Source organism: Acinetobacter sp. C13 (assembly GCF_016809775.1).
In the GTDB taxonomy this organism is placed as follows: domain Bacteria; phylum Pseudomonadota; class Gammaproteobacteria; order Pseudomonadales; family Moraxellaceae; genus Acinetobacter; species Acinetobacter pittii.
Genome location: NZ_JAFBJL010000001.1, coordinates 541137 through 559390, shown reverse-complemented (window position 1 = coordinate 559390; position 18254 = coordinate 541137). Strand labels below are relative to the sequence as shown.

Annotated in this window: 19 protein-coding genes; 3 read left to right on the top strand and 16 right to left on the bottom strand. The window is 39.6% G+C overall.

Going from position 1 to position 18254, the window contains the following annotated elements; all coding sequences use genetic code 11:
- Positions 1-42 precede the first annotated feature (42 nt).
- Positions 43-993 (bottom strand): 3-hydroxyacyl-CoA dehydrogenase NAD-binding domain-containing protein, encoded by a 951-nt coding sequence (locus JGE69_RS02825; protein WP_199112203.1) that lies wholly within the window; start codon positions 991-993, stop codon positions 43-45.
- A gap of 203 nt (positions 994-1196) precedes the next feature.
- Between JGE69_RS02825 and yddG the strand changes: the two genes are divergently transcribed.
- Both yddG and JGE69_RS02815 read left to right on the top strand, forming a co-directional pair.
- Positions 1197-2129, top strand: coding sequence for an aromatic amino acid DMT transporter YddG (gene yddG, locus JGE69_RS02820; protein WP_199112201.1), 933 nt, complete (start codon positions 1197-1199; stop codon positions 2127-2129).
- Positions 2130-2258: 129 nt separating this feature from the next.
- Complete coding sequence (locus tag JGE69_RS02815) at positions 2259-2690, top strand: SRPBCC family protein (protein ID WP_002114206.1); 432 nt, start codon at positions 2259-2261, stop codon at positions 2688-2690.
- A 51-nt stretch (positions 2691-2741) separates the two neighbouring features.
- Here JGE69_RS02815 and JGE69_RS02810 read toward each other — a convergent pair whose 3' ends face one another.
- The 15 genes from JGE69_RS02810 to JGE69_RS02740 all read right to left on the bottom strand — a co-directional run bounded on the left by JGE69_RS02810 (position 2742) and on the right by JGE69_RS02740 (position 17428).
- The gene (locus JGE69_RS02810; RefSeq protein ID WP_101663714.1) at positions 2742-3308 is read right to left on the bottom strand and encodes a TetR/AcrR family transcriptional regulator; all 567 of its coding nucleotides are present in this window, start codon (positions 3306-3308) and stop codon (positions 2742-2744) included.
- A gap of 634 nt (positions 3309-3942) precedes the next feature.
- The gene (locus tag JGE69_RS02805; protein WP_199112199.1) at positions 3943-4527 is read right to left on the bottom strand and encodes an FAD-binding oxidoreductase; all 585 of its coding nucleotides are present in this window, start codon (positions 4525-4527) and stop codon (positions 3943-3945) included.
- A 61-nt stretch (positions 4528-4588) separates the two neighbouring features.
- Positions 4589-5497, bottom strand: coding sequence for an SEL1-like repeat protein (locus JGE69_RS02800; RefSeq protein WP_101663716.1), 909 nt, complete (start codon positions 5495-5497; stop codon positions 4589-4591).
- 109 nt (positions 5498-5606) lie between these two features.
- The gene (locus JGE69_RS02795) at positions 5607-6827 is read right to left on the bottom strand and encodes a chloride channel protein (RefSeq protein WP_017400097.1); all 1221 of its coding nucleotides are present in this window, start codon (positions 6825-6827) and stop codon (positions 5607-5609) included.
- 303 nt (positions 6828-7130) lie between these two features.
- Complete coding sequence (locus JGE69_RS02790; protein ID WP_199112197.1) at positions 7131-8849, bottom strand: acetyl/propionyl/methylcrotonyl-CoA carboxylase subunit alpha; 1719 nt, start codon at positions 8847-8849, stop codon at positions 7131-7133.
- Positions 8849-10432 (bottom strand): urea amidolyase family protein, encoded by a 1584-nt coding sequence (locus tag JGE69_RS02785; protein WP_199112194.1) that lies wholly within the window; start codon positions 10430-10432, stop codon positions 8849-8851. Before JGE69_RS02785 ends, JGE69_RS02790 begins: the two co-directional genes overlap by 1 nt.
- A 33-nt stretch (positions 10433-10465) precedes the next feature.
- Positions 10466-11281, bottom strand: coding sequence for a putative hydro-lyase (locus JGE69_RS02780; protein ID WP_199112192.1), 816 nt, complete (start codon positions 11279-11281; stop codon positions 10466-10468).
- Positions 11282-11283: 2 nt separating this feature from the next.
- The gene (locus tag JGE69_RS02775; RefSeq protein WP_199112190.1) at positions 11284-12048 is read right to left on the bottom strand and encodes a LamB/YcsF family protein; all 765 of its coding nucleotides are present in this window, start codon (positions 12046-12048) and stop codon (positions 11284-11286) included.
- A 34-nt stretch (positions 12049-12082) separates the two neighbouring features.
- Positions 12083-13336 (bottom strand): NRAMP family divalent metal transporter, encoded by a 1254-nt coding sequence (locus JGE69_RS02770; RefSeq protein WP_014206320.1) that lies wholly within the window; start codon positions 13334-13336, stop codon positions 12083-12085.
- Between the two features lie 345 nt (positions 13337-13681).
- A complete protein-coding gene (gene mumR, locus JGE69_RS02765) occupies positions 13682-14593 on the bottom strand; it encodes a LysR family transcriptional regulator MumR (protein ID WP_014206319.1) in 912 nt (303 codons plus the stop codon).
- 91 nt (positions 14594-14684) lie between these two features.
- The gene (locus JGE69_RS02760; RefSeq protein WP_017400102.1) at positions 14685-14864 is read right to left on the bottom strand and encodes a zf-HC2 domain-containing protein; all 180 of its coding nucleotides are present in this window, start codon (positions 14862-14864) and stop codon (positions 14685-14687) included.
- Positions 14858-15478 carry an RNA polymerase factor sigma-70 gene (locus JGE69_RS02755; protein WP_199112188.1) on the bottom strand — a complete coding sequence of 207 codons (621 nt, stop codon included), beginning with the start codon at positions 15476-15478 and terminating at the stop codon, positions 14858-14860. Before JGE69_RS02755 ends, JGE69_RS02760 begins: the two co-directional genes overlap by 7 nt.
- A gap of 2 nt (positions 15479-15480) precedes the next feature.
- On the bottom strand, positions 15481-16236 hold the full coding sequence (locus JGE69_RS02750; protein ID WP_199112186.1) for a DUF2063 domain-containing protein: 756 nt from the start codon (positions 16234-16236) through the stop codon (positions 15481-15483).
- The gene (locus JGE69_RS02745) at positions 16187-17050 is read right to left on the bottom strand and encodes a DUF692 domain-containing protein (RefSeq protein WP_199112183.1); all 864 of its coding nucleotides are present in this window, start codon (positions 17048-17050) and stop codon (positions 16187-16189) included. The genes JGE69_RS02750 and JGE69_RS02745 overlap by 50 nt, the downstream gene beginning before the upstream one ends.
- Positions 17051-17119: 69 nt before the next feature.
- Positions 17120-17428: a hypothetical protein gene (locus JGE69_RS02740; RefSeq protein ID WP_002122109.1), complete on the bottom strand. Its 309-nt coding sequence runs from the start codon at positions 17426-17428 to the stop codon at positions 17120-17122.
- A 164-nt stretch (positions 17429-17592) separates the two neighbouring features.
- Here JGE69_RS02740 and JGE69_RS02735 point away from each other — a divergent pair, with 164 nt between their 5' ends.
- Positions 17593-18195: a DoxX family protein gene (locus tag JGE69_RS02735; protein ID WP_078224470.1), complete on the top strand. Its 603-nt coding sequence runs from the start codon at positions 17593-17595 to the stop codon at positions 18193-18195.
- Positions 18196-18254 lie beyond the last annotated feature (59 nt).

The window sequence follows — 18254 nt, the reverse complement described above, 5'->3', positions numbered from 1 at the left end:
ATCTCTGCAATAAAATGATTGGCTCTATTCTAATATTTTGAATTAATCTAACTTAAGTTGTTGTCTGAGCTTTAAGATATCGACCAGACCTTTATCTCTGGTTTGGTATAAATCGATATCTTTATATTGTGTTAATAGCTGGTTGGTTTGTGCTTCCAATAACTCTGTTGTCTCGTCTGAATGTTGAAATGCGTGCATATCATTCCACCATTCTGTCATTGGTGGGCCTAAATGATGAATTGCTTCTTTAAAGCCCTTTTGGTTGGCAAGCTGCATATTAATGTAAGGACCAAAGAGCGCCCATCTTAAACCCGGCCCACTGGTAATCGCGACATCGACATCTTCAGCAGAGCACACGCCTTGTTCAACCAATGAAAAAGCTTCTCGCCATAGCGCAGCCTGCAAACGGTTTGCCACATGCCCCTTTACTTCTTTATTTAAAACAATTGGATTCTTACCCAGTTGTTTATAGAACTCAGCAGCCTGTTTTAAAATTTGTGGATCAGTCAAATTACCGCCAACGATCTCGACCAAAGGTAAAAGATGAGGTGGATTAAAAGGATGACCTAATAAAATACGTTCAGGATGTTGCGCCTCTTTTTGAAAATCAGACACTTTTAAGCCCGATGAACTTGAAGCAATAATAGTATGTTCAGGGCAATATGCTGTGATTTCTTGATATAGCTGTTGTTTTACATCGAGACGTTCAGGGGCATTTTCTTGAATGAAATCTACGTCTGAGACTGCATCTTTTAAATTATTAAAAATTTCCAGATGAAGCAGCACATCTGGTTGAGTATGAGCGTGTTCAGCGTTTTGATCTAAAGCCAATAGATCATTTAAATTTGCAGATATTCTATTTTTAAAGACCGCTTCATCTATAGGATACGGGTCGTAAACCTTAACTTTAAATCCTTTATATAAAAATAACGCCGTCCAACTCGCACCTATTACACCTGCTCCAACAACACCAACCGTTTTAATGACTTCCATATTTTCCTCGTAGAAATGTTGTTTTATTCGAAATTTCGTTACTCAATTGAATGCTAAATAAACATAGCAGATTCAACCAATCAATAAATTTAATTGTTTATATTTTATATAATTTGTCCTATATTCCTTAGCTTGAAAATTGATTCCTTTCATTAGTACAACTTAACCTTTTACCATTTTTTAACCGTTATTTACTGAATTTTATGTCAAAAAATCTAGCAACATTGATTGGTTTAAGCGCCATTCTCATGTGGGCATCTCTGGTCGGTCTGATGAAGCAAGTCAGTGCCGCCATTGGGCCTGAGCTAGGTGTTACCTTTATTTATTCTTTAAGTGCGCTACTGCTGCTTGCCATTTTCAAAGTTCCAGATTTTAAGCAGATCTCTAAAAAATACTTAATATTTGGCACAATTCTGTTCGTGGCTTATGAAGTGTGCTTCTCATTTGCAATTGCTTATTCTCAGACAGCAAAACAAGCAATTGAAATCAGCATTGTTAACTATCTGTGGCCGAGTTTAACGGTTTTAGCTTTCGTTATTTTTAAGGAATTAAAGTTTAATTTCCTTATTATTTTAGGTCTAATGCTTTCAGTTTTTGGCATTATTTTTATTCAAACTGGAAGTGGTGATTTTAGTCTAAATAGTCTTGTCGATAATTTTCATAGCAACCCACTGAGCTATATTTTGGCATTTGCAGGCGCCATCATTTGGGCTTTTTACTGTGTACTCACCAAAAAATTAAGTAATGGGCAAAATCCAATTTCCATTTTCTTCGTTGGTGTCGCGCTCACTCTCTGGCTCAAGCTGCTTGTGTCGGGACAATTTGCTATTCCTTCAATGGATATTCCAACAGTCATGACCCTTTTAGTTGCTTCTGCTGCCATGGGTTTTGGTTATGCCGCGTGGAATATTGGCATCATTCATGGAAACATTACCGTGCTTGTGGTGGCCTCTTATTTCACCCCGATCATTTCGTCTATTTTGGCGATGTTTGTTTTACAAACTCAACTTTCAATGAGCTTTTGGCAAGGAACAGCAATGGTGACGGCTGGTTCCTTTATTTGCTGGGTTTCAACTAACTGGTCTGTGATTCAGCCCTTCTTTAAAAAATTAAGAAAAGGCCAAAAAGCATTGTAGATTTATCGCAATGCTTTTTTTCAGACTTAAAATAACTCCGACGAAGAAGAATTCCCCCATTGCCCAAAGCGTGCTAACATCCAAATTCTGACAATTACCAATGTCAAAATAATTTCTAGAGGGAATAAGATGTTAAAAACTCAAAAAATCAACATCGTACAAGAATTTGATGCACCCGTAGACAAAGTCTTTGCAACCTTAAGTGAGCATGAAAACCTAAGTAAACTTTTCGCTCCTGCTAAAGTGACTCGTATTAGCAACGGCAAAGACGCTCGTAATGGTGTTGGCTCTGCGCGCAAAATGTCTATTCCATTGACCCCTTCATTTGTAGAAACCAATTTAGTTTATAAAGAAAATGAACTGATCGAATATGCAATTACGAGCGGGATTAGCCCAATTAAAGGTCACCGTGGTGTCATGAAATTTACTGACTTGGGAAATAATCGAACTCGTTTGGATTACACCATTAGCTTTAAAGGCCGCGTACCATTTATTGGCCCTATTATTAAAGCCGCTCTACAAAATGGTGTGAGTCGCGGGCTTAAAAAACTTAAGTTTTAATCGACTAATATCCACAAAAAAAGCCCAATCACGGGCTTTTTGTTTTAAGGTTTAAGTTGAATGCTCAGATAGCATAAATAAAAAGTAATCTAATAATTTATCTCGTTCATCTACGCTATTGGCACTTAATAGCTGAACCATTGCCCCATCAATTGCAAATAGAAACATGTGTGCATCTTTTATTGAAGCGGTAGTTTTTACAGTAAGAAGCAGCTTATAAAGCTCATTTATAAACCAGTTTCTATAATCAACAACCACTCGATAAGCCGTTGCATAACACTTTTCAATTTCAAAAATTGCTTTAAATGGTAAACGATAAAATCCTTCTAAATTGGCATGTAAAAAGTAAATTTGCTTGAGTTTATCGAACGCCATAAGTTCGCTGTAAGAATTGATAATTGAAAGGACTTTTACTTTAAGCGCATCCGTTTGAAAGGTTAGACACATCTCGATCAGTCGTGCTTTTGAATGAAAGATGTTATAGAAAGTCGCTTTGGGGATTTTGGCTTCAGCAATAATTCGGTCGACCCCGACCTTGTTAAACCCATTTTGAGTAAATAAATCTTTTGCTGTGTGCAGCACTCGTAGTGCTCTAAATGAAGATTCTAAATTTTTCATATATACCGCTTAAAATAATTTTTTGTTGTATGTAAAAGAGATAGAAGTGCCGTCACTCTTAAATTGAGTGCTAAAAACAGGCATGCAAAAGCGGCACAAAAAATGGTGTGCTCGCCTATCTCGGGTTTATTGTTGCTATGTTTTAGTCGTAACAATGTTTAGGCGTAAAAACCTAGAGTCGATTAAACCGATTTTTAGACTGTTTAAGCGGTATGGCTAGAGAGAGTTTGGCAAAGGCCAAAAATTGAGAAGAATTAGTACGCATAGCGGACTCCTTTGGCTATAAAAGAAGTTTCACCGCATTACTGCTAAATAATGGTGGCGAAACGAAAGAGGGTTAGCAGACTGGAGCCAAAGAATCCAGCACACCCGAAGGTGTCCCCCTCCCGTTCCGCCGCAGAGGGGGCACGCAGGGATTTCCACAAAAAAGTTACTACTTTTTCGTGTACTTTGGCTGATGGTCTGCTAAAACCAACTGGCAATGTGGCCAGCACGCAAAGGATAGTATTCGCTATTGTTGACGTCAAGCGTGGGAAATGACAATCGTATTAAAATAGATCGTTAAAAAGTTAGGGGAAATAAGTTAGTTTCTTTATTATTTATTTTCTTAAATATTATGCTCTTGGCATACTATCTATCTTGAAATCCTATGTACTCGATCAATTAAATCTTTTATTAATAATGGATCTAAAAATTCATCTATCTTTTCCCAATTCTTTATATACGGCTTCATTACATCATCCATGAAATCTTTTTTCATATAGACCTGCATGTAATATCCATCTATAACTACTCCTACAAATCTACAATTACTATCAATAAACATATATCCTCCATTTAACATCTGCATAAATGAACGACTTACACAATCAAGTATTTCTTTTGTAATCGAAGTTTTAGCAATCATAAGAGGAGAAAAATCTTGAAAGATAATATCTTCGTTATTACTAAGAGGAATCCAGTATAACTTCTCAATCTCTCCTCCCATTATTGAGCATAAATTCTCAAATAAGGATAGAGGACAACTTTCATTAGAATAGTCGAAGAAATCTAATAATTGAATTCCAGTCTTAACTTGACCAATATCGGATTTTAATGCGTAATCATTTTTATTCCACTTACTAAATAAAATTAAAAAACTACTTAGCTCGTTACCATCCAATAAACCATAATATTCTTTTAAAGGGTCATTTTCTTCAATCCACGGCTTATTTTTCATAAAGTATCTCTATCACTTCTTACTTAAAAATCTTATTTTTATATTACAAACTTCTATAGAACTATTCTTCAAATAGCGATAAAGCATCCTTATTGCCATTTTCCGCCGCTTTTCTTAGCCACTTTTCGGCTAATTCATTGTTTTGCTGTATACCCTCACCTTTGTAGTACATCATCCCTACAGTAAATTGTGCTTCATCATTTTCCTGTTGAGCAGCTTTGCTATACCATTCGAATGCTTTCTTATAATCTTGATTTACACCTATCCCAAGAGCATATATCGCCCCCAAGTTATTTTGTGCTTTTTCATTTCCTTGCTCAGCCGCTTTGCTATATAACTCAAAGGCTTTTTTATTATTTAGCTCTACGCCCTTACCTTGTGCATAAAGTGCTGCAAGATTATTTTGCGCATCGGTATAATTTTGTGCAGCAGCTTTGCTATACCAATCAAATGCTTTTTTATAATCTTGGGTTACTCCATAACCTTCTTCATAAAGTATGCCCAAAGAGTATTTAGCTTCGGCATTATCTTGTGCAGCAGCTTTGCTAAACCACTCAAAGGCTTTCTGATAGTTTTTAACTCCACCATCACCATTTGCGTAATATGCACCTAAATTACTTTGTGCTTTTACTTCCCCTTGTTCAGCAGCTTTACTATACCATTCGAATGCTTTTTTATAATTCTGCTCTATCCCTTGCCCAAGAGCATACATTGCTCCCAAATTATTCTGTGCCTCTGCATTTCCTTGATTAGCAGCTTTGCTGTACCATTCAAATGCCTTTTTATAATCTTGAGGAACAACTTCTCCCTCTACATATAATTCACCAAGTTTTGCTTGAGCTCCTGCATCGCCTTTTTCTGCTAAATGCGAAATATCTTTAAAATCTGGTTGATGACTACAAGCTAATAAGTTGATTGCTACGAAAATAATGCCGATTTTTTGAAGTTTTTTTCTTAAAATAAAAAACATAATAAATATTAAATTGCTTGTGATGATAAATATATTGAATGAATTTTAGCATAAATCCTCAAGTACAATTGACTCAAAACCCAATCAAAACCTACCTATAAAATACTCCCTAATCCATCAATTTCTTACGACGATACAACCCACAATTCCCAGAAAATAACGCCGCCAACAAACAAGTAATAATGGCATAAGTGGCAACATTCATTCCAAATAGCTCAACAGCTAAAATAATCGAAGTCAACGGTGCCTTACTCGCCCCTGAAAACAAACTGACTAACCCTAATCCTGCAAGCAATGAAATTGGCAGATTTAAAACCGCCCCTAAAGCATTACCTAATGTCGCACCTACATAAAAGAGTGGCGTAATTTCACCACCTTTAAAGCCAGATCCTAAAGTGATGGCTGTAAAAATGGTCTTATTAAAAAAGTCGTAAAACTCAATCGGTACATAAAAAGATGAAATGATTTTATCTGTACCCAAACCGTTGTATTGCTGATGCGCAGTGAACAACGTAAGTAGCATAATGACAATACCACCCGCCATCGTTCTTAATGGCAAATAACGCACATATTTATAAAAGACGTCACTCGCAAAATGAATGGCAGCAATAAAGAAACGTGCGACTAAACCAAAGATCAGACCTGCCACAATTAAGTTCATGAGCGTGCCAAAATGAATGGCTGGAAACTCACTAATCACATAAAAAATATGCGGATGAACAATATCAAATAGCTCAGGGATGGCCGATGCAATCAGCGCCGACACAAAACATGGAAAAATAGCTGAGTATCTTAAATTACCTAAAGCAGTAATTTCTAACCCATAGATTGCACCCGCTAGAGGCAAACCAAACACCCCTGCAAAGCCAGCACCAATACTGGCGATTAAACAGATTTTTCGGTTATCTTCCGAGACTTTTAATATATGGCTTAAGTGGTCAATTAAGGCACCTGAAAGCTGAACCGCTGGGGCCTCACGCCCTGCCGAACCACCGAATAACTGCGTTAAAATTGAAGTAATAAAAATGATGGGGCTCATTCGTTTTGGAATAAACGACTTAGGCTGGTGAATTTCATCAATCAGTAAATGAGTTCCCCGTTCAATCGGTGATCCATATTTTTTAATGAGATAGCCAATACCAAAACCCACAAAAGGCAAAAAGTAGATCAGCCAGTGATGCAGGCTTCTGACTTTGTTTGAAATATCAAAGGCAACAAAAATTAAAGTCGAGGCCAACCCCGCGACGACTCCAATCACGATCGAGATGACGAGCCAATAGACACTGTATTTTAGAATTTGATCATATTCAGATGAAGGTAGAATTTTCATTCGCTTTCTTCAATTCGCCTTTGAGTGAGTGCCAAATTCTCAAATTGTTTTTATGCCGCCAGCTCATTAAGTGAGAAATGCTTAAACTGGGCTAAAAATTAAAGCCCGCATAAGCGAGCTTTCAATACAGTGATTAATTTTCACATCACTAAACTGTGAGGAATATCTCATAATTAGTGCTAATTTTCAAGCTGAAAATGGTTAACGAGTACTGCGAAAAATAACGAACTAAGTGAATAAATAAGCATTCGATTTGACCCAATTAAACTAACGCTTAATCGGGTCAAATCATTTAATGTAGTCTTAATTAATACTCGCAATCACGGTTTCTGCATGGCAGGTCGCGCCCTTCTCTGCGCCAATCTGAATAACGCCACTGCGGTGTGCCAGTACCTGCACTTCCATTTTCATGGCTTCCATAATGGCAACCACTTGGCCTTCTGTGACTTGCTCTCCATCTTCGACTTTCCAAGCGCTAATCACACCATTAATTGGGGCAAGTAAATGCTCGGCACTTACTTCTGGCTCGGTTGTTTGGGCTGGAGCTGCGGTTGCTGGACCTTGTGCAAACATCCCCGCAGGTAAACCTAAACGGTGTAACTTGCCATCAATTTCAATGTAGCTAAGAAGCATTGGTTGTTGATGGTTTGGAATGCCACGTTTGGTTGGCTTTAATTCTTGTTTAAAGTCGTTTTCGATCCAACGCGTATGTACATTAAATTCATCTGTAAAGTCAGGTTCATTAAGTACCGCACGGTGAAAGTCTAAAACCGAAGCTACGCCTTCAATTTTAAATTGCTTTAAAGCACGTTTAGCGCGAGCAATTGCAACTTCTCGGGTTGGACCAGTGACAATCAGTTTTGCCATGAGTGAGTCAAAGTGGCTAGATACCAATGACCCAGTTCGAACACCTGTGTCGATTCGTACACCGTTACCAAACGGTGCTTCAAATAAACTCAACACACCAAACGCTGGAATAAACCCACGTGCTGGGTCTTCGGCATTGATACGAAACTCAATGGCATGGCCTTGTGCTTTTGGTGTTTCTTTAATAGAAAGTGCTTCACCTTGAGCCACGCGAATTTGCTCTACCACCAAGTCGACTTTCGACGTTTCTTCGGTAACAGGATGCTCGACTTGCAAACGCGTGTTTACTTCTAAGAATGAAAGCTTGCCGTCACGACTCAGTAAATATTCAACTGTTCCCGCACCGACATAGTTTGCAGCCTGACAAATGTTTTTTGCCGAGGTTAAAATTTGTTGGTAAATCTCATCGCTAACAAATGGCGCTGGTGCTTCTTCGACTAACTTTTGGTTACGACGTTGCAATGAACAATCACGTGTGCCCAGTACCACAATATTGCCATGTTGGTCTGCTATCACCTGCGCTTCTACATGGCGCGGTTTATCGAGATATTGCTCGACAAAACATTCACCACGACCAAAAGCAGCTTTTGCCTCTCGCACTGCCGACTCATAAAGTTCTTTCACTTCTTCGAGTTTCCACGCGACTTTTAAGCCACGCCCACCGCCACCGAATGCGGCTTTAATGGCAATTGGTAAACCATATTGTTTGGCAAAATCTAAAGCTTCATCTGCATTATTGAGTGGATCTTGCGTACCCTGAACCAAAGGTGCACCAACGGAAGCTGCAATTTTACGTGCTTCGATTTTATCCCCTAGTTTTTCAATGGCACTTGGTGATGGCCCTACCCATTTTAAGCCCGCATCAATCACGGCTTGGGCAAATTCAGCACGTTCAGATAAAAAGCCATAACCCGGATGCACCATGGTCGCTTTTGATTTCTTTGCAACTTCAATAATCGCAGGAATATTTAGGTAAGTCTCGCTGGCAGTTGCACCAGCTAAGCCCCATGCTTCATCTGCAAGTTCGACATGCATGCTGCCAATGTCATCATCTGCATATAACGCGACTGAAGAAATTCCCATGTCACGGCAAGCATGAATAATACGAACGGCAATTTCACCACGGTTAGCAATCAATAATTTTTCTGTATTCATCATTCATTCTCAAAATCTGTAAATTCGGCAATTTTTCTAAATTTGATGCGGCAACCTGCCGGAATCTGTGCCACCAAATCCCAATGGTGTTTAGCAACAGAGGCAATGACCGGATATCCGCCCGTTAAAGGGTGATCATTCATAAACAAAACAGGCTGACCACTCGGTGGAATCTGCAAAGCACCAATACATGTACCTTCACTTTCCAACTCGTAGGTAATTTTGCGCGTCAAAGGCTCTGTACCTGAGAGTCGTAGCCCGACGCGGTTGCTTTCATTGGTCACCAGCCATTCTTGCTGACATAGCAGTTCAATACTGTCTTGTTCGAACCAATCGGTACGTGGGCCCATCACAATATCTAGCTCAACGACTTCGCCAGCTCGCGGTAAGTCACTTTTACCAACTTCATTTACGCTAATATTGGTTGCCTTTACCTGCCCTTGGTAAATGGTATCTCCAAGTTTTAAAGGCTCTGGCCCTAACACTGCCAAGCTGTCAAATGAGGCACTATTGAGTACAGGTTCAACGTCTATGCCTCCACGAACAGCCAAATAATTTCTTAAACCTGCTGTTGGTGGCTGAATTTGAAATTCATCGCCTTCATCCAAATCAATCGGTTGATAGCTTGCAAAGTCTGCGGTTTGTCCGTCGGCAAATTTCACACGAATGTTTGAGATAGCCCCAGCCACCGCAATAACACCCGCATGCTGCATTTTGGCTTTTAAGCCACCATTTAAAACTTCAATAACAGGTGTATGGGTTGGATTACCGACAATACGGTTAGCACTGTGCATGGCAGATAAATCCATTGCACCCGCTACGCCAACCCCAATATTGGTCTGGTTTAAGCGCCCTTCATCTTGAATAAGCATTTGTAAACTTGGTACAGTGATCTTAAACAGTGGCACCGATTGTTTCGGCTCAACCGTACGCGTGATTTGCTGCGGTACAGTCACTGTCGTTTGGTTATGCGTCACATCTTCAAAATGTACGGTCATGCCCGGTAACAGTAACGCAGGATTTTTACGCTCTAAATCCCACATTTTTTCTGATGTAGTACCAATCAGCTGCCAACCACCCGGACTGTCTTTTGGATAAATACCAGAGTATTTTCCAGCCAATCCCAAAGAACCTGACGGTATTTTTTTACGCGGAACCGTTAAGCGCGGAATATCGGTAAAAGGCTTATCGGGACTGCTCATATACGCAAAGCCCGGCGCAAAACCAATAAAAGCCACATTCCACACACTTTGGTGATGTTTTCTAATCACATCTGCAACAGTCAGCCCTTGTAGCTCTGCAACTTGAGCAAGGTCTTCGCCATCATAACGAATCGGCACAATCACTTCTTGGCCGCTACGCTCAAATCCAGAATCAATTTTGAGACTCTGAATTGAAGCAACCAGCGTTTTAAAATTGGTTTCGATCTCATTAAAGAAAACCAAAATTGTTTTTGCAGCGGGGACTAAGTCTTTAATTCCATTCAATTGCGTATTTTGCAATTTATTGTACAACGCCAAAGTTTCCTCTAAGCTCGCAAGCTCAATCAGAAAACAATCGGCGTTTACCGATAAAAAACGCATTTGTTTATCCTTTTTAATTCTTCTTTAGTCCAGTTAGCCAATCCAAGCACGGTCAGGAATGTCGGTAATAAACATGTGACCCGGTGCATGACTAATCGCAAAAGGAATTTTCGAGTTCATGACGGCAGCTTGCGGTGTTACGCCACAGGCCCAAAACACTGGAATTTCACCCGCTTCAATACGAGAAGCATCGCCAAAGTCTGGCTTATTTACATCCTTAATGCCTAAGCTTTCAGGGTGCCCAATATGTACAGGTGCACCATGCACGCTTGGCATACGTGCTGTAATTTTTACCGCTTCACTAATTTGATGCGATGGAATTGGTCGCATGGAAACCACCATATTTCCTGAAATACGGCCTGCTGGTTCACACTTGATATTGCTCAAATACATCGGTACATTGGTGTCGTCATGAATATGGCGAACTTCTATGCCCGCTTCTTGCAAAGCTGTTTCAAACGAAAAACTACAGCCAATTAAGAAAGTCACCAAATCAGGACGAGCGTTATAAATCTCTCTTGCATCGGTCACTTCATCGACCATTTCGCCATCTTTCCAAATGCGATAACGTGGGAAGTCAGTGCGAATGTCTGAGTCTGCTGCAAGCTTAGTTGCATAGATGCCTTCTTCGAGCACATCAAGCACTGGGCAGCTTTGCGGATTACGGTGTGCATAGAGTAAAAAGTCATAGGCCCACTCTTTTGGCACCGAAATCATGTTGACCTGCGTCATACCTGCGGCCATGCCTGCTGTCGGTTTATCAAAACCTGCACGGATTTTTAAACGCGCATCTAATGCGGCTTCAAGCTGAGCTGGGTCGACTTTAATATCCTTATACATGGTGCTCATCCTTATGCTTTATTTACAAATGGGCGAATTTCAATATTGTTTTTTAAAAGCTCGGCTTTAATGGCAGCCGACATCTCTAGCGCACCATCGGTATCACCATGTAAGCAAATGGTATCGGCCTGAATTGGAGTAAATACACCGTCAATTGACTCAACTCCACCATTTTTAAGCATAGACACCACACGGCTCGCAACAAATGCTGAGTCATGTAAAACCGCACCTTCTAGACGACGAGACACCAGTGAACCATTGCTGTTATAAGCACGGTCTGCAAATGCCTCAGATACCACTTTTAAGCCAGCCGCACGTGCCTGCTCGACTAAGTTCGATCCAGCCAAAGCTACTAAAACCAGTTCAGGGTTATACATTTTAATCGCATCAATCACGGCTTCTGCTTGAGATTGGTCATGGGCAATGGTGTTGTAGAGCGCGCCATGTGGTTTAACGTATTGCACTTTTGAGCCTGCCACTTTAGCCAAGCCATCGAGTGCAGAAATTTGGTAAAGCACATCGGCAATCAATTCGTCACGTGACAAATCCATATTACGGCGGCCAAAGCCTACAAGGTCTGGGTAAGACACGTGGGCCCCAATAGTCACACCAAGCTCAACAGCTTTACGAACCGTTTTTAAAATGCCGAGTGGGTCGCCCGCATGAAAGCCACAAGCAATATTGGCACTGGTCACGACAGGTAAAATCTGGTCATCATTACCCATTTTCCATGAGCCAAAGCTTTCACCCAAATCACTATTTAAATCTACAAACATGGCATTATTCCTTTATCACTTCACGCAGTCTGGCTTAAAGCTTGGTCAAATAGTTAAACACAGTCGTAAACGACATATAGCCCATCCACCACGTCAATAGACATGTTAATCCACCTAAAATAAGCAACCATTTTGGATAGTTATAATTACCCATTAAATCTTTACGGCATGCAGCAACATACACAAAAATTGTAAGACCAATTGGCAACACTAAACCGTTAAAACCACCTACAAAAATGAGTAGACCTGCCGGAGTTGCGCCCAATAACACATAGAGCAATAAAGCCAATGCGATAAAGGTAATGGTCGTATAGTTGGTTTGCTTTGGTGTTAAGTTCTTTTTAAACGCAGTAAAGAATGACACCGAAGTATATGCTGCGCCAATGGTGCTACTAATCCCTGCTGCCCAGAAAATTAAACCAAATAATTTAAAACCAAATGTACCCGCTGCATATTGGAATGCTTGAGCTGCTGGATTGGCGTCATGGCTAGCTAAATCAATCGTTGCACCGCTCACCACCACACCTAAAAAAGCCAAGAACAACACATAGCGCATGATGCCGACCACAACAATGCCCTTGGTCGCAGCTTTAGCAACTTCATCAATATTTTCAGGGCCAACAGCACCTTTATCGAGTAAACGATGTGCACCTGCATAGCAGATATAGCCACCAACTGTACCGCCAACAATGGTGGTAATAATGGCAAAGTCGATCTGATCTGGAGCAAAGGTTTGATGTACAGCTTGCCCAACTGGAGGCATCACAATGACAGCAACGATAATAATCAGGAGGATTTTAAGTAATCCCAACACGATCATACTTTTATCCATGGCAAGCGTTGCTTTTCTTGAGGCAAAAATCAAAATGGCTAAAGCACCACTTAAAATACCACCCCACTTTGTGTCGAGGCCAAAAAGCGCATTTAAACCTAAAGCTGCACCGGCAATGTTACCGACACTAAAGAAAAACCCGCCCAAAATCACCAGAAATGCCAGTAAATAACCACTACCCGGCAATGCTTTATTGGCAATGTCTGATGCACGCATTTGAGTAAGTGTGACCACTCGCCAAATATTTTGTTGAACCACATAATCAATCAGAATGGAAACTAAAATGGCAAAGCCAAATGCCGCGCCTAACTTGACTGTAAATACAGCAGTTTGGGTTAAAAATCCGGGCCCCATTGCAGAGGTCGCCATCATAAAGATCGAGGCTACAATGGCCCATTGGCGATCTGATAAAAAAGAAGATTTCAGTAAAGACATATTAATGCGTTCCTCATCCATTTGAGCTTAACAACGCTATTTTCAAGTTGAACCAAGAACACCATTTTTCGTCCCAAACGATATTCTTTAATCCTTTAAAATGACAAAGATTCCCTGTTCCCCAATCAACACAATCGGTGATCAAATCTTGTGTCTAAAATAAAAACATAGCTAATCCCTACGGACAATAAGACTTTTTACATAAAATGAAAATTTCAAGCTATTGATTTTTAATAATTTATAAATTATTGAAAAATCAGGATAAGCTTTACTTATTGAAGTTAATAAGCTGCTTTTATGGTTTCACATACAAAACAGCTTTTTTTAAATGAGAAACAATAGGGATAAAAGACACTCAAAAACAGCTTATTTTTTAATTTGCTCATTGAGTCTTTTCATAGCGCATTCAGAGACCTTAACCGCAACTTCGGTTAATTTCTCTTTTAAGGCAACATCGTTTCCTTGAATGTAGATCGAGGTGAAATGGAACGTTTTTAACTGAATAGGCGTATTTAATATTTCTAGTCGGCCATCAGTAATTTCTTTTAGTGCTGTTAAGGTCGGCACCACAGCAATACCCAAACCCTGCTCGGCTAAACGCAACAGCGTTGCCAATGAATAACTGGTAATTGAAAGTGGTTCATCAATCCCCTGCTCTTTCATTCGTGCTTTCAATTCTTTATAGGGATAGGTAATTTTTGGATAAGTTAAAATGGTATGTGACATTAAAGTTTTAAAAGACATTTGAGCAACACCACCTTTAAACGACGGTGAAGCCAAGAAACTTAGTTCAAAGTCACACAAGGCTTGTTCAATACACTCAAAAGCTAAAGTGGGCCCAAGTAAAAAAGCCATGTCTAAGTCACCTGTCCGAACACCTTCTTGTAAGTTAGGCGTAAGGTCTACCACAATTTCTACTGAAATTTTTGGGAACTCTTGCTGAACTTTTTCGATATATTCAACCAACCATGTATAAACAATAGTTTCGGAAACGCCTAAACGAATGGTGCCAGTCAGGTGTTGATTTTCAGTCAGTTCAGCCACCAGATCGGTCTCTAGTCGCATAAATTTTTCGGCGTACTTAAATAAAGTTAAGCCTTTGTGTGTTGGTTTAAGCTGCCGATAACTTCGATCTAAAACTTTAAAGCCTAATTCATTTTCAAGAGATGTAATTTTTTGAGAGACCGCAGGCTGGGTGGTTTGTAATTTAGTCGCGGCCTTATTGAAGCTCTTTAAAGTCACAACCCAATAAAATGCTTCAAGATTCTTTAAATTCACGTTTCATCCTGTCTTAAAAAACTCCTTTACTTTTATAGTATGGGAGTTGTTAGCGTGATTAGGCTAGCAATAAATAAATTTTTAAATAAAATTAGCCATCCAAATTTTTAAATGCTTTAGAAAGCTGACTAATTGTTTTGATCTGTTTTGAATAACGGCGGCATGAGCGGCACGCCAATAAATGCAGTTGTAAACCACTTTGCTCACGTAATAACAATGGTCTATCTTGCTTTTCAGACAACAGTTGAGTGGCTTGTCGACATGTCAGCATGAACATTCCTCCTTCAATAACCATTTATTTTCTAAACATTCACGTAGTCGGGTACGACTCCGATACATCAACACATTAAAGTTTGAGATAGACAATTCCAACTTGCTACAAATCTCATTAGAACTCAGCTCTATCACCTCTCTCATCATAAAAACTTGAGCATATTTGGCAGGTAAATGATTTAAACAAGCTTCAAAAATCATCCAGAAATCTGCCTGCTCCATCATTTCTTCAGGGCTTTGCCATGCTTGAGGCGCTTCATATTTATGCCAATGTCCGGAAGCATCAAACAGTGCATCAATACTCAGTTCACTTTCCTCATCTTTAAATAATTCAGTCATTGCGACCAAGCGCGATTTTTGTCGAATCACATCAATAATTTTATTTTTTAAAATGGCAAACACCCATGTTTTAAACGCAGCACGCCCTTTAAATGAATCTAAATGCTGGAAAGCACTCGTTAATGCCTCTTGCACCACATCTTCAGCTTGAGGAAGAGAAGAAAGCTGTAAAAAAGCAAATTTTATCATTTGCTGTCTTAAGTCTTGTAAAAAGGCTGGATTATGCAACTGATCTTCTATTTCTTCATGATCAGATGCCACGGCTGAAGTCATCCTTATACCTCTTTAAAATCATGGGGAACTTGAATCAATCGCACTCGAGTTAAAAGTGCTTTTAGTTCTTGAATCTGCAGATAAATATCATGTTCAGACAAATCAGTGAGTACAGATTGAATGAGTGTATGAATATCTTGGTCAGTTAACTTTACATTTTGAGTCAACTGTTCAATCACCATAGCAAACAAAGGCGAAAGCTGTTCAATACATACTTTGTCTTGTTCATCTCGCCAGACCATAATTGCTCCAGGCATAGACTCGACCTGTTCTGGAGTCATTAAAGTTGTCCACGTATAAACGGGATATTGATAAACCAATACCCATACCTTTGTGGTTAACTGCCAATCACAGTTTTCCTGCAAGACTATTTTTTCAATTTCAACAGTGTCTAAATACAACTCAAGCCATTCAAACTGCAACAACTCAGCCAACCAAGGATATTCTTGCAATATCGGGTGCTGCTGATTTGATAAATACTCTCTAAATTCCAGAGAAATATCATTATACAAAGGCGAGCGACACTGGGCTTTTTGAAAAAACTCCGAGAGTAATTGTTGCCACTTTAACTCTGGCAACATCGCACGAGCCACGGGATAAACTAAATCAATAAATGAACAGACATTATTAAAAAGTAAGTCTCGATAAATATTCATTCGTTCGGCAGGAAGAGCTTGAGGTAATTCCAAATCAGGATCTCTAATCCAGTCACAAAACTGTTGTTGCATGGTCTGAAAGGATATTTGATTTTCCTTCATAGCCACTCTCCTGTTGTTGAATTATTTTAATTTTGGCTAGCTCCTCTCCTAGCTCTTGCCATGATGGAATATTAAAGTCGCGCTCAAGTAAAGTTGCTTTCACACCACACACTTGATAGGTATATCTCAATAGTTCCCATACGCGATCACAAACCTCTGCACCATGCGTATCAATTAATAAATTTTTCTGAACTTGCTCATGTCCAGCAATATGTAAATAACGTATTCTTTCTTTTGGCATATCCCGAATAAATCCAAATGCATCACTGCCATGATTAATGCTGTTGACATAGACATTATTTACATCCAGAAGCAAATCACAGTCTGCATATTGAAGGACTTCACGGATAAACTCCGCTTCACTCATTTCAGCATTGGGCATTAAATAAGTAGAAACATTCTCTATGACTAATCGTCTTCCTAAAATATCTTGAACACGTAAAATACGTTCAGCGACATATTGAACAGCCGCTTCAGTCATGGGGATTGGCAACAAATCATATAGATAGCCGCCATCATTTGTATAACTTAAATGTTCAGAATAAATCGAGACATCATATTGTTCTAAAAAGCTTTTTATTTTTTCGATAAATTCAAGATTGAGTGGATGAGGACCGCCAATAGACAATGACAAGCCGTGACAAATTAATGGGGCTTTTTCAACACACTGTGCGAGTAATTTCGCGTGTCGTCCACCAAAACCTAGCCAGTTTTCAGGAGCAACTTCGATAAAATCGGGACATGTTTTTGCATCTAAAAACGAATCTATAAAATCACGCCTTAAACCCAGCCCTACGCCTGACAAATCCATCATGGTGATTTCTCCTTTTGGAAACGATGCCGACACTTACCAGAAGGTCGACATCATCCATGATCAGATCGTTTACTTAGCGCCGCACTTACCGTCAGCGACTTTTTTATCTGCACCGCACTTGCCATCCGCTGCTTTTTTGGTTGCTCCACATTTTCCGTCAGCTGCTTTTTTATCCGCACCACATTTTGCTTCGGCAGACTTTTCGTGGTTTTTCATTTTGTTAGCACCGCATTTTGCTTCACCGCATTTTCCATCTGCTGCTTTGGTTGCATGTGCTTCGGTTGTTGTATGGGTTGCTGCTACCGCCACTTGTGTAGCGCCAGCAACTGAAAGTGCTAATAATGCCGCCACTGAAGTCATTGAGTTGAGCTTGTTCATGTTAGTATTCCTTTAAAGATAAATTCTCGGTTTGTACATTTGTACGTATAGTTAGACGGACCAAATCCTTTTTTATTACACCGTAAATAAAAATTTTTTTTATGTAAGAAATATAGTCTTTATCCGACTAATTAATATTAAATTGCATCGGATGTGAAATTATCATGAAGAATTTTATTTATGGCTTATCTCAATATTATCAAAAACTGGGTAAAACTCTACAACATGCGGACGGCATCGCAGCTCTGGCTCTTCGATTATATTTAGTTCCTATATTTTGGATGGCAGGCACAAATAAATTAATGCACTTCAATGATATTGTAGAATGGTTTGGCAACTCAGATGGAGGTTTAGGACTTCCCTTTCCGTATGTAATGGCATTACTTGCAACAACGGCTGAGCTAGCAGGTGCAATATTATTAACATTTGGTCTCTTTACTCGCTTAATTAGCATCCCACTGATTATTACGATGTTAGTTGCTATATTTACGGTCCATCTACCAAATGGATGGCAAGCGATTGCTGATCCGAATGCACCCTTTGCAAACATGCAGGTCTTGGCCTCGGCTGAAAAGTTAGAGAAAGCTCGTGAAATATTACAAACCTACGGCAATTACGACTGGCTCACGTCTAGTGGTTCGTTTGTAATTTTAAATAATGGAATTGAGTTTGCCGCTACGTATTTAGTCATGCTTCTCGCACTGCTTGTTCTTGGAGGCGGTCGTTATTTCAGTTTAGATTATTGGATTAAAAAGAAGCTGCTCTAATTACTCATTACGCCAAGAATCCTACTGACAGCAACATAGGGCATCTTTTTCTTATTGTG

Excerpts from the sequence above, each read along its gene's own strand:
- JGE69_RS02825 (WP_199112203.1), bottom strand. The coding sequence starts at position 993 with ATGGAAGTCATTAAAACGGTTGGTGTTGTTGGAGCAGGTGTAATAGGT.
- yddG (WP_199112201.1), top strand. The coding sequence starts at position 1,197 with ATGTCAAAAAATCTAGCAACATTGATTGGTTTAAGCGCCATTCTCATG.
- JGE69_RS02815 (WP_002114206.1), top strand. The coding sequence starts at position 2,259 with ATGTTAAAAACTCAAAAAATCAACATCGTACAAGAATTTGATGCACCC.
- JGE69_RS02810 (WP_101663714.1), bottom strand. The coding sequence starts at position 3,308 with ATGAAAAATTTAGAATCTTCATTTAGAGCACTACGAGTGCTGCACACA.
- JGE69_RS02805 (WP_199112199.1), bottom strand. The coding sequence starts at position 4,527 with ATGAAAAATAAGCCGTGGATTGAAGAAAATGACCCTTTAAAAGAATAT.
- JGE69_RS02800 (WP_101663716.1), bottom strand. The coding sequence starts at position 5,497 with ATGTTTTTTATTTTAAGAAAAAAACTTCAAAAAATCGGCATTATTTTC.
- JGE69_RS02795 (WP_017400097.1), bottom strand. The coding sequence starts at position 6,827 with ATGAAAATTCTACCTTCATCTGAATATGATCAAATTCTAAAATACAGT.
- JGE69_RS02790 (WP_199112197.1), bottom strand. The coding sequence starts at position 8,849 with ATGAATACAGAAAAATTATTGATTGCTAACCGTGGTGAAATTGCCGTT.
- JGE69_RS02785 (WP_199112194.1), bottom strand. The coding sequence starts at position 10,432 with ATGCGTTTTTTATCGGTAAACGCCGATTGTTTTCTGATTGAGCTTGCG.
- JGE69_RS02780 (WP_199112192.1), bottom strand. The coding sequence starts at position 11,281 with ATGAGCACCATGTATAAGGATATTAAAGTCGACCCAGCTCAGCTTGAA.
- JGE69_RS02775 (WP_199112190.1), bottom strand. The coding sequence starts at position 12,048 with ATGTTTGTAGATTTAAATAGTGATTTGGGTGAAAGCTTTGGCTCATGG.
- JGE69_RS02770 (WP_014206320.1), bottom strand. The coding sequence starts at position 13,336 with ATGGATGAGGAACGCATTAATATGTCTTTACTGAAATCTTCTTTTTTA.
- JGE69_RS02760 (WP_017400102.1), bottom strand. The coding sequence starts at position 14,864 with ATGCTGACATGTCGACAAGCCACTCAACTGTTGTCTGAAAAGCAAGAT.
- JGE69_RS02755 (WP_199112188.1), bottom strand. The coding sequence starts at position 15,478 with ATGACTTCAGCCGTGGCATCTGATCATGAAGAAATAGAAGATCAGTTG.
- JGE69_RS02750 (WP_199112186.1), bottom strand. The coding sequence starts at position 16,236 with ATGAAGGAAAATCAAATATCCTTTCAGACCATGCAACAACAGTTTTGT.
- JGE69_RS02745 (WP_199112183.1), bottom strand. The coding sequence starts at position 17,050 with ATGATGGATTTGTCAGGCGTAGGGCTGGGTTTAAGGCGTGATTTTATA.
- JGE69_RS02740 (WP_002122109.1), bottom strand. The coding sequence starts at position 17,428 with ATGAACAAGCTCAACTCAATGACTTCAGTGGCGGCATTATTAGCACTT.
- JGE69_RS02735 (WP_078224470.1), top strand. The coding sequence starts at position 17,593 with ATGAAGAATTTTATTTATGGCTTATCTCAATATTATCAAAAACTGGGT.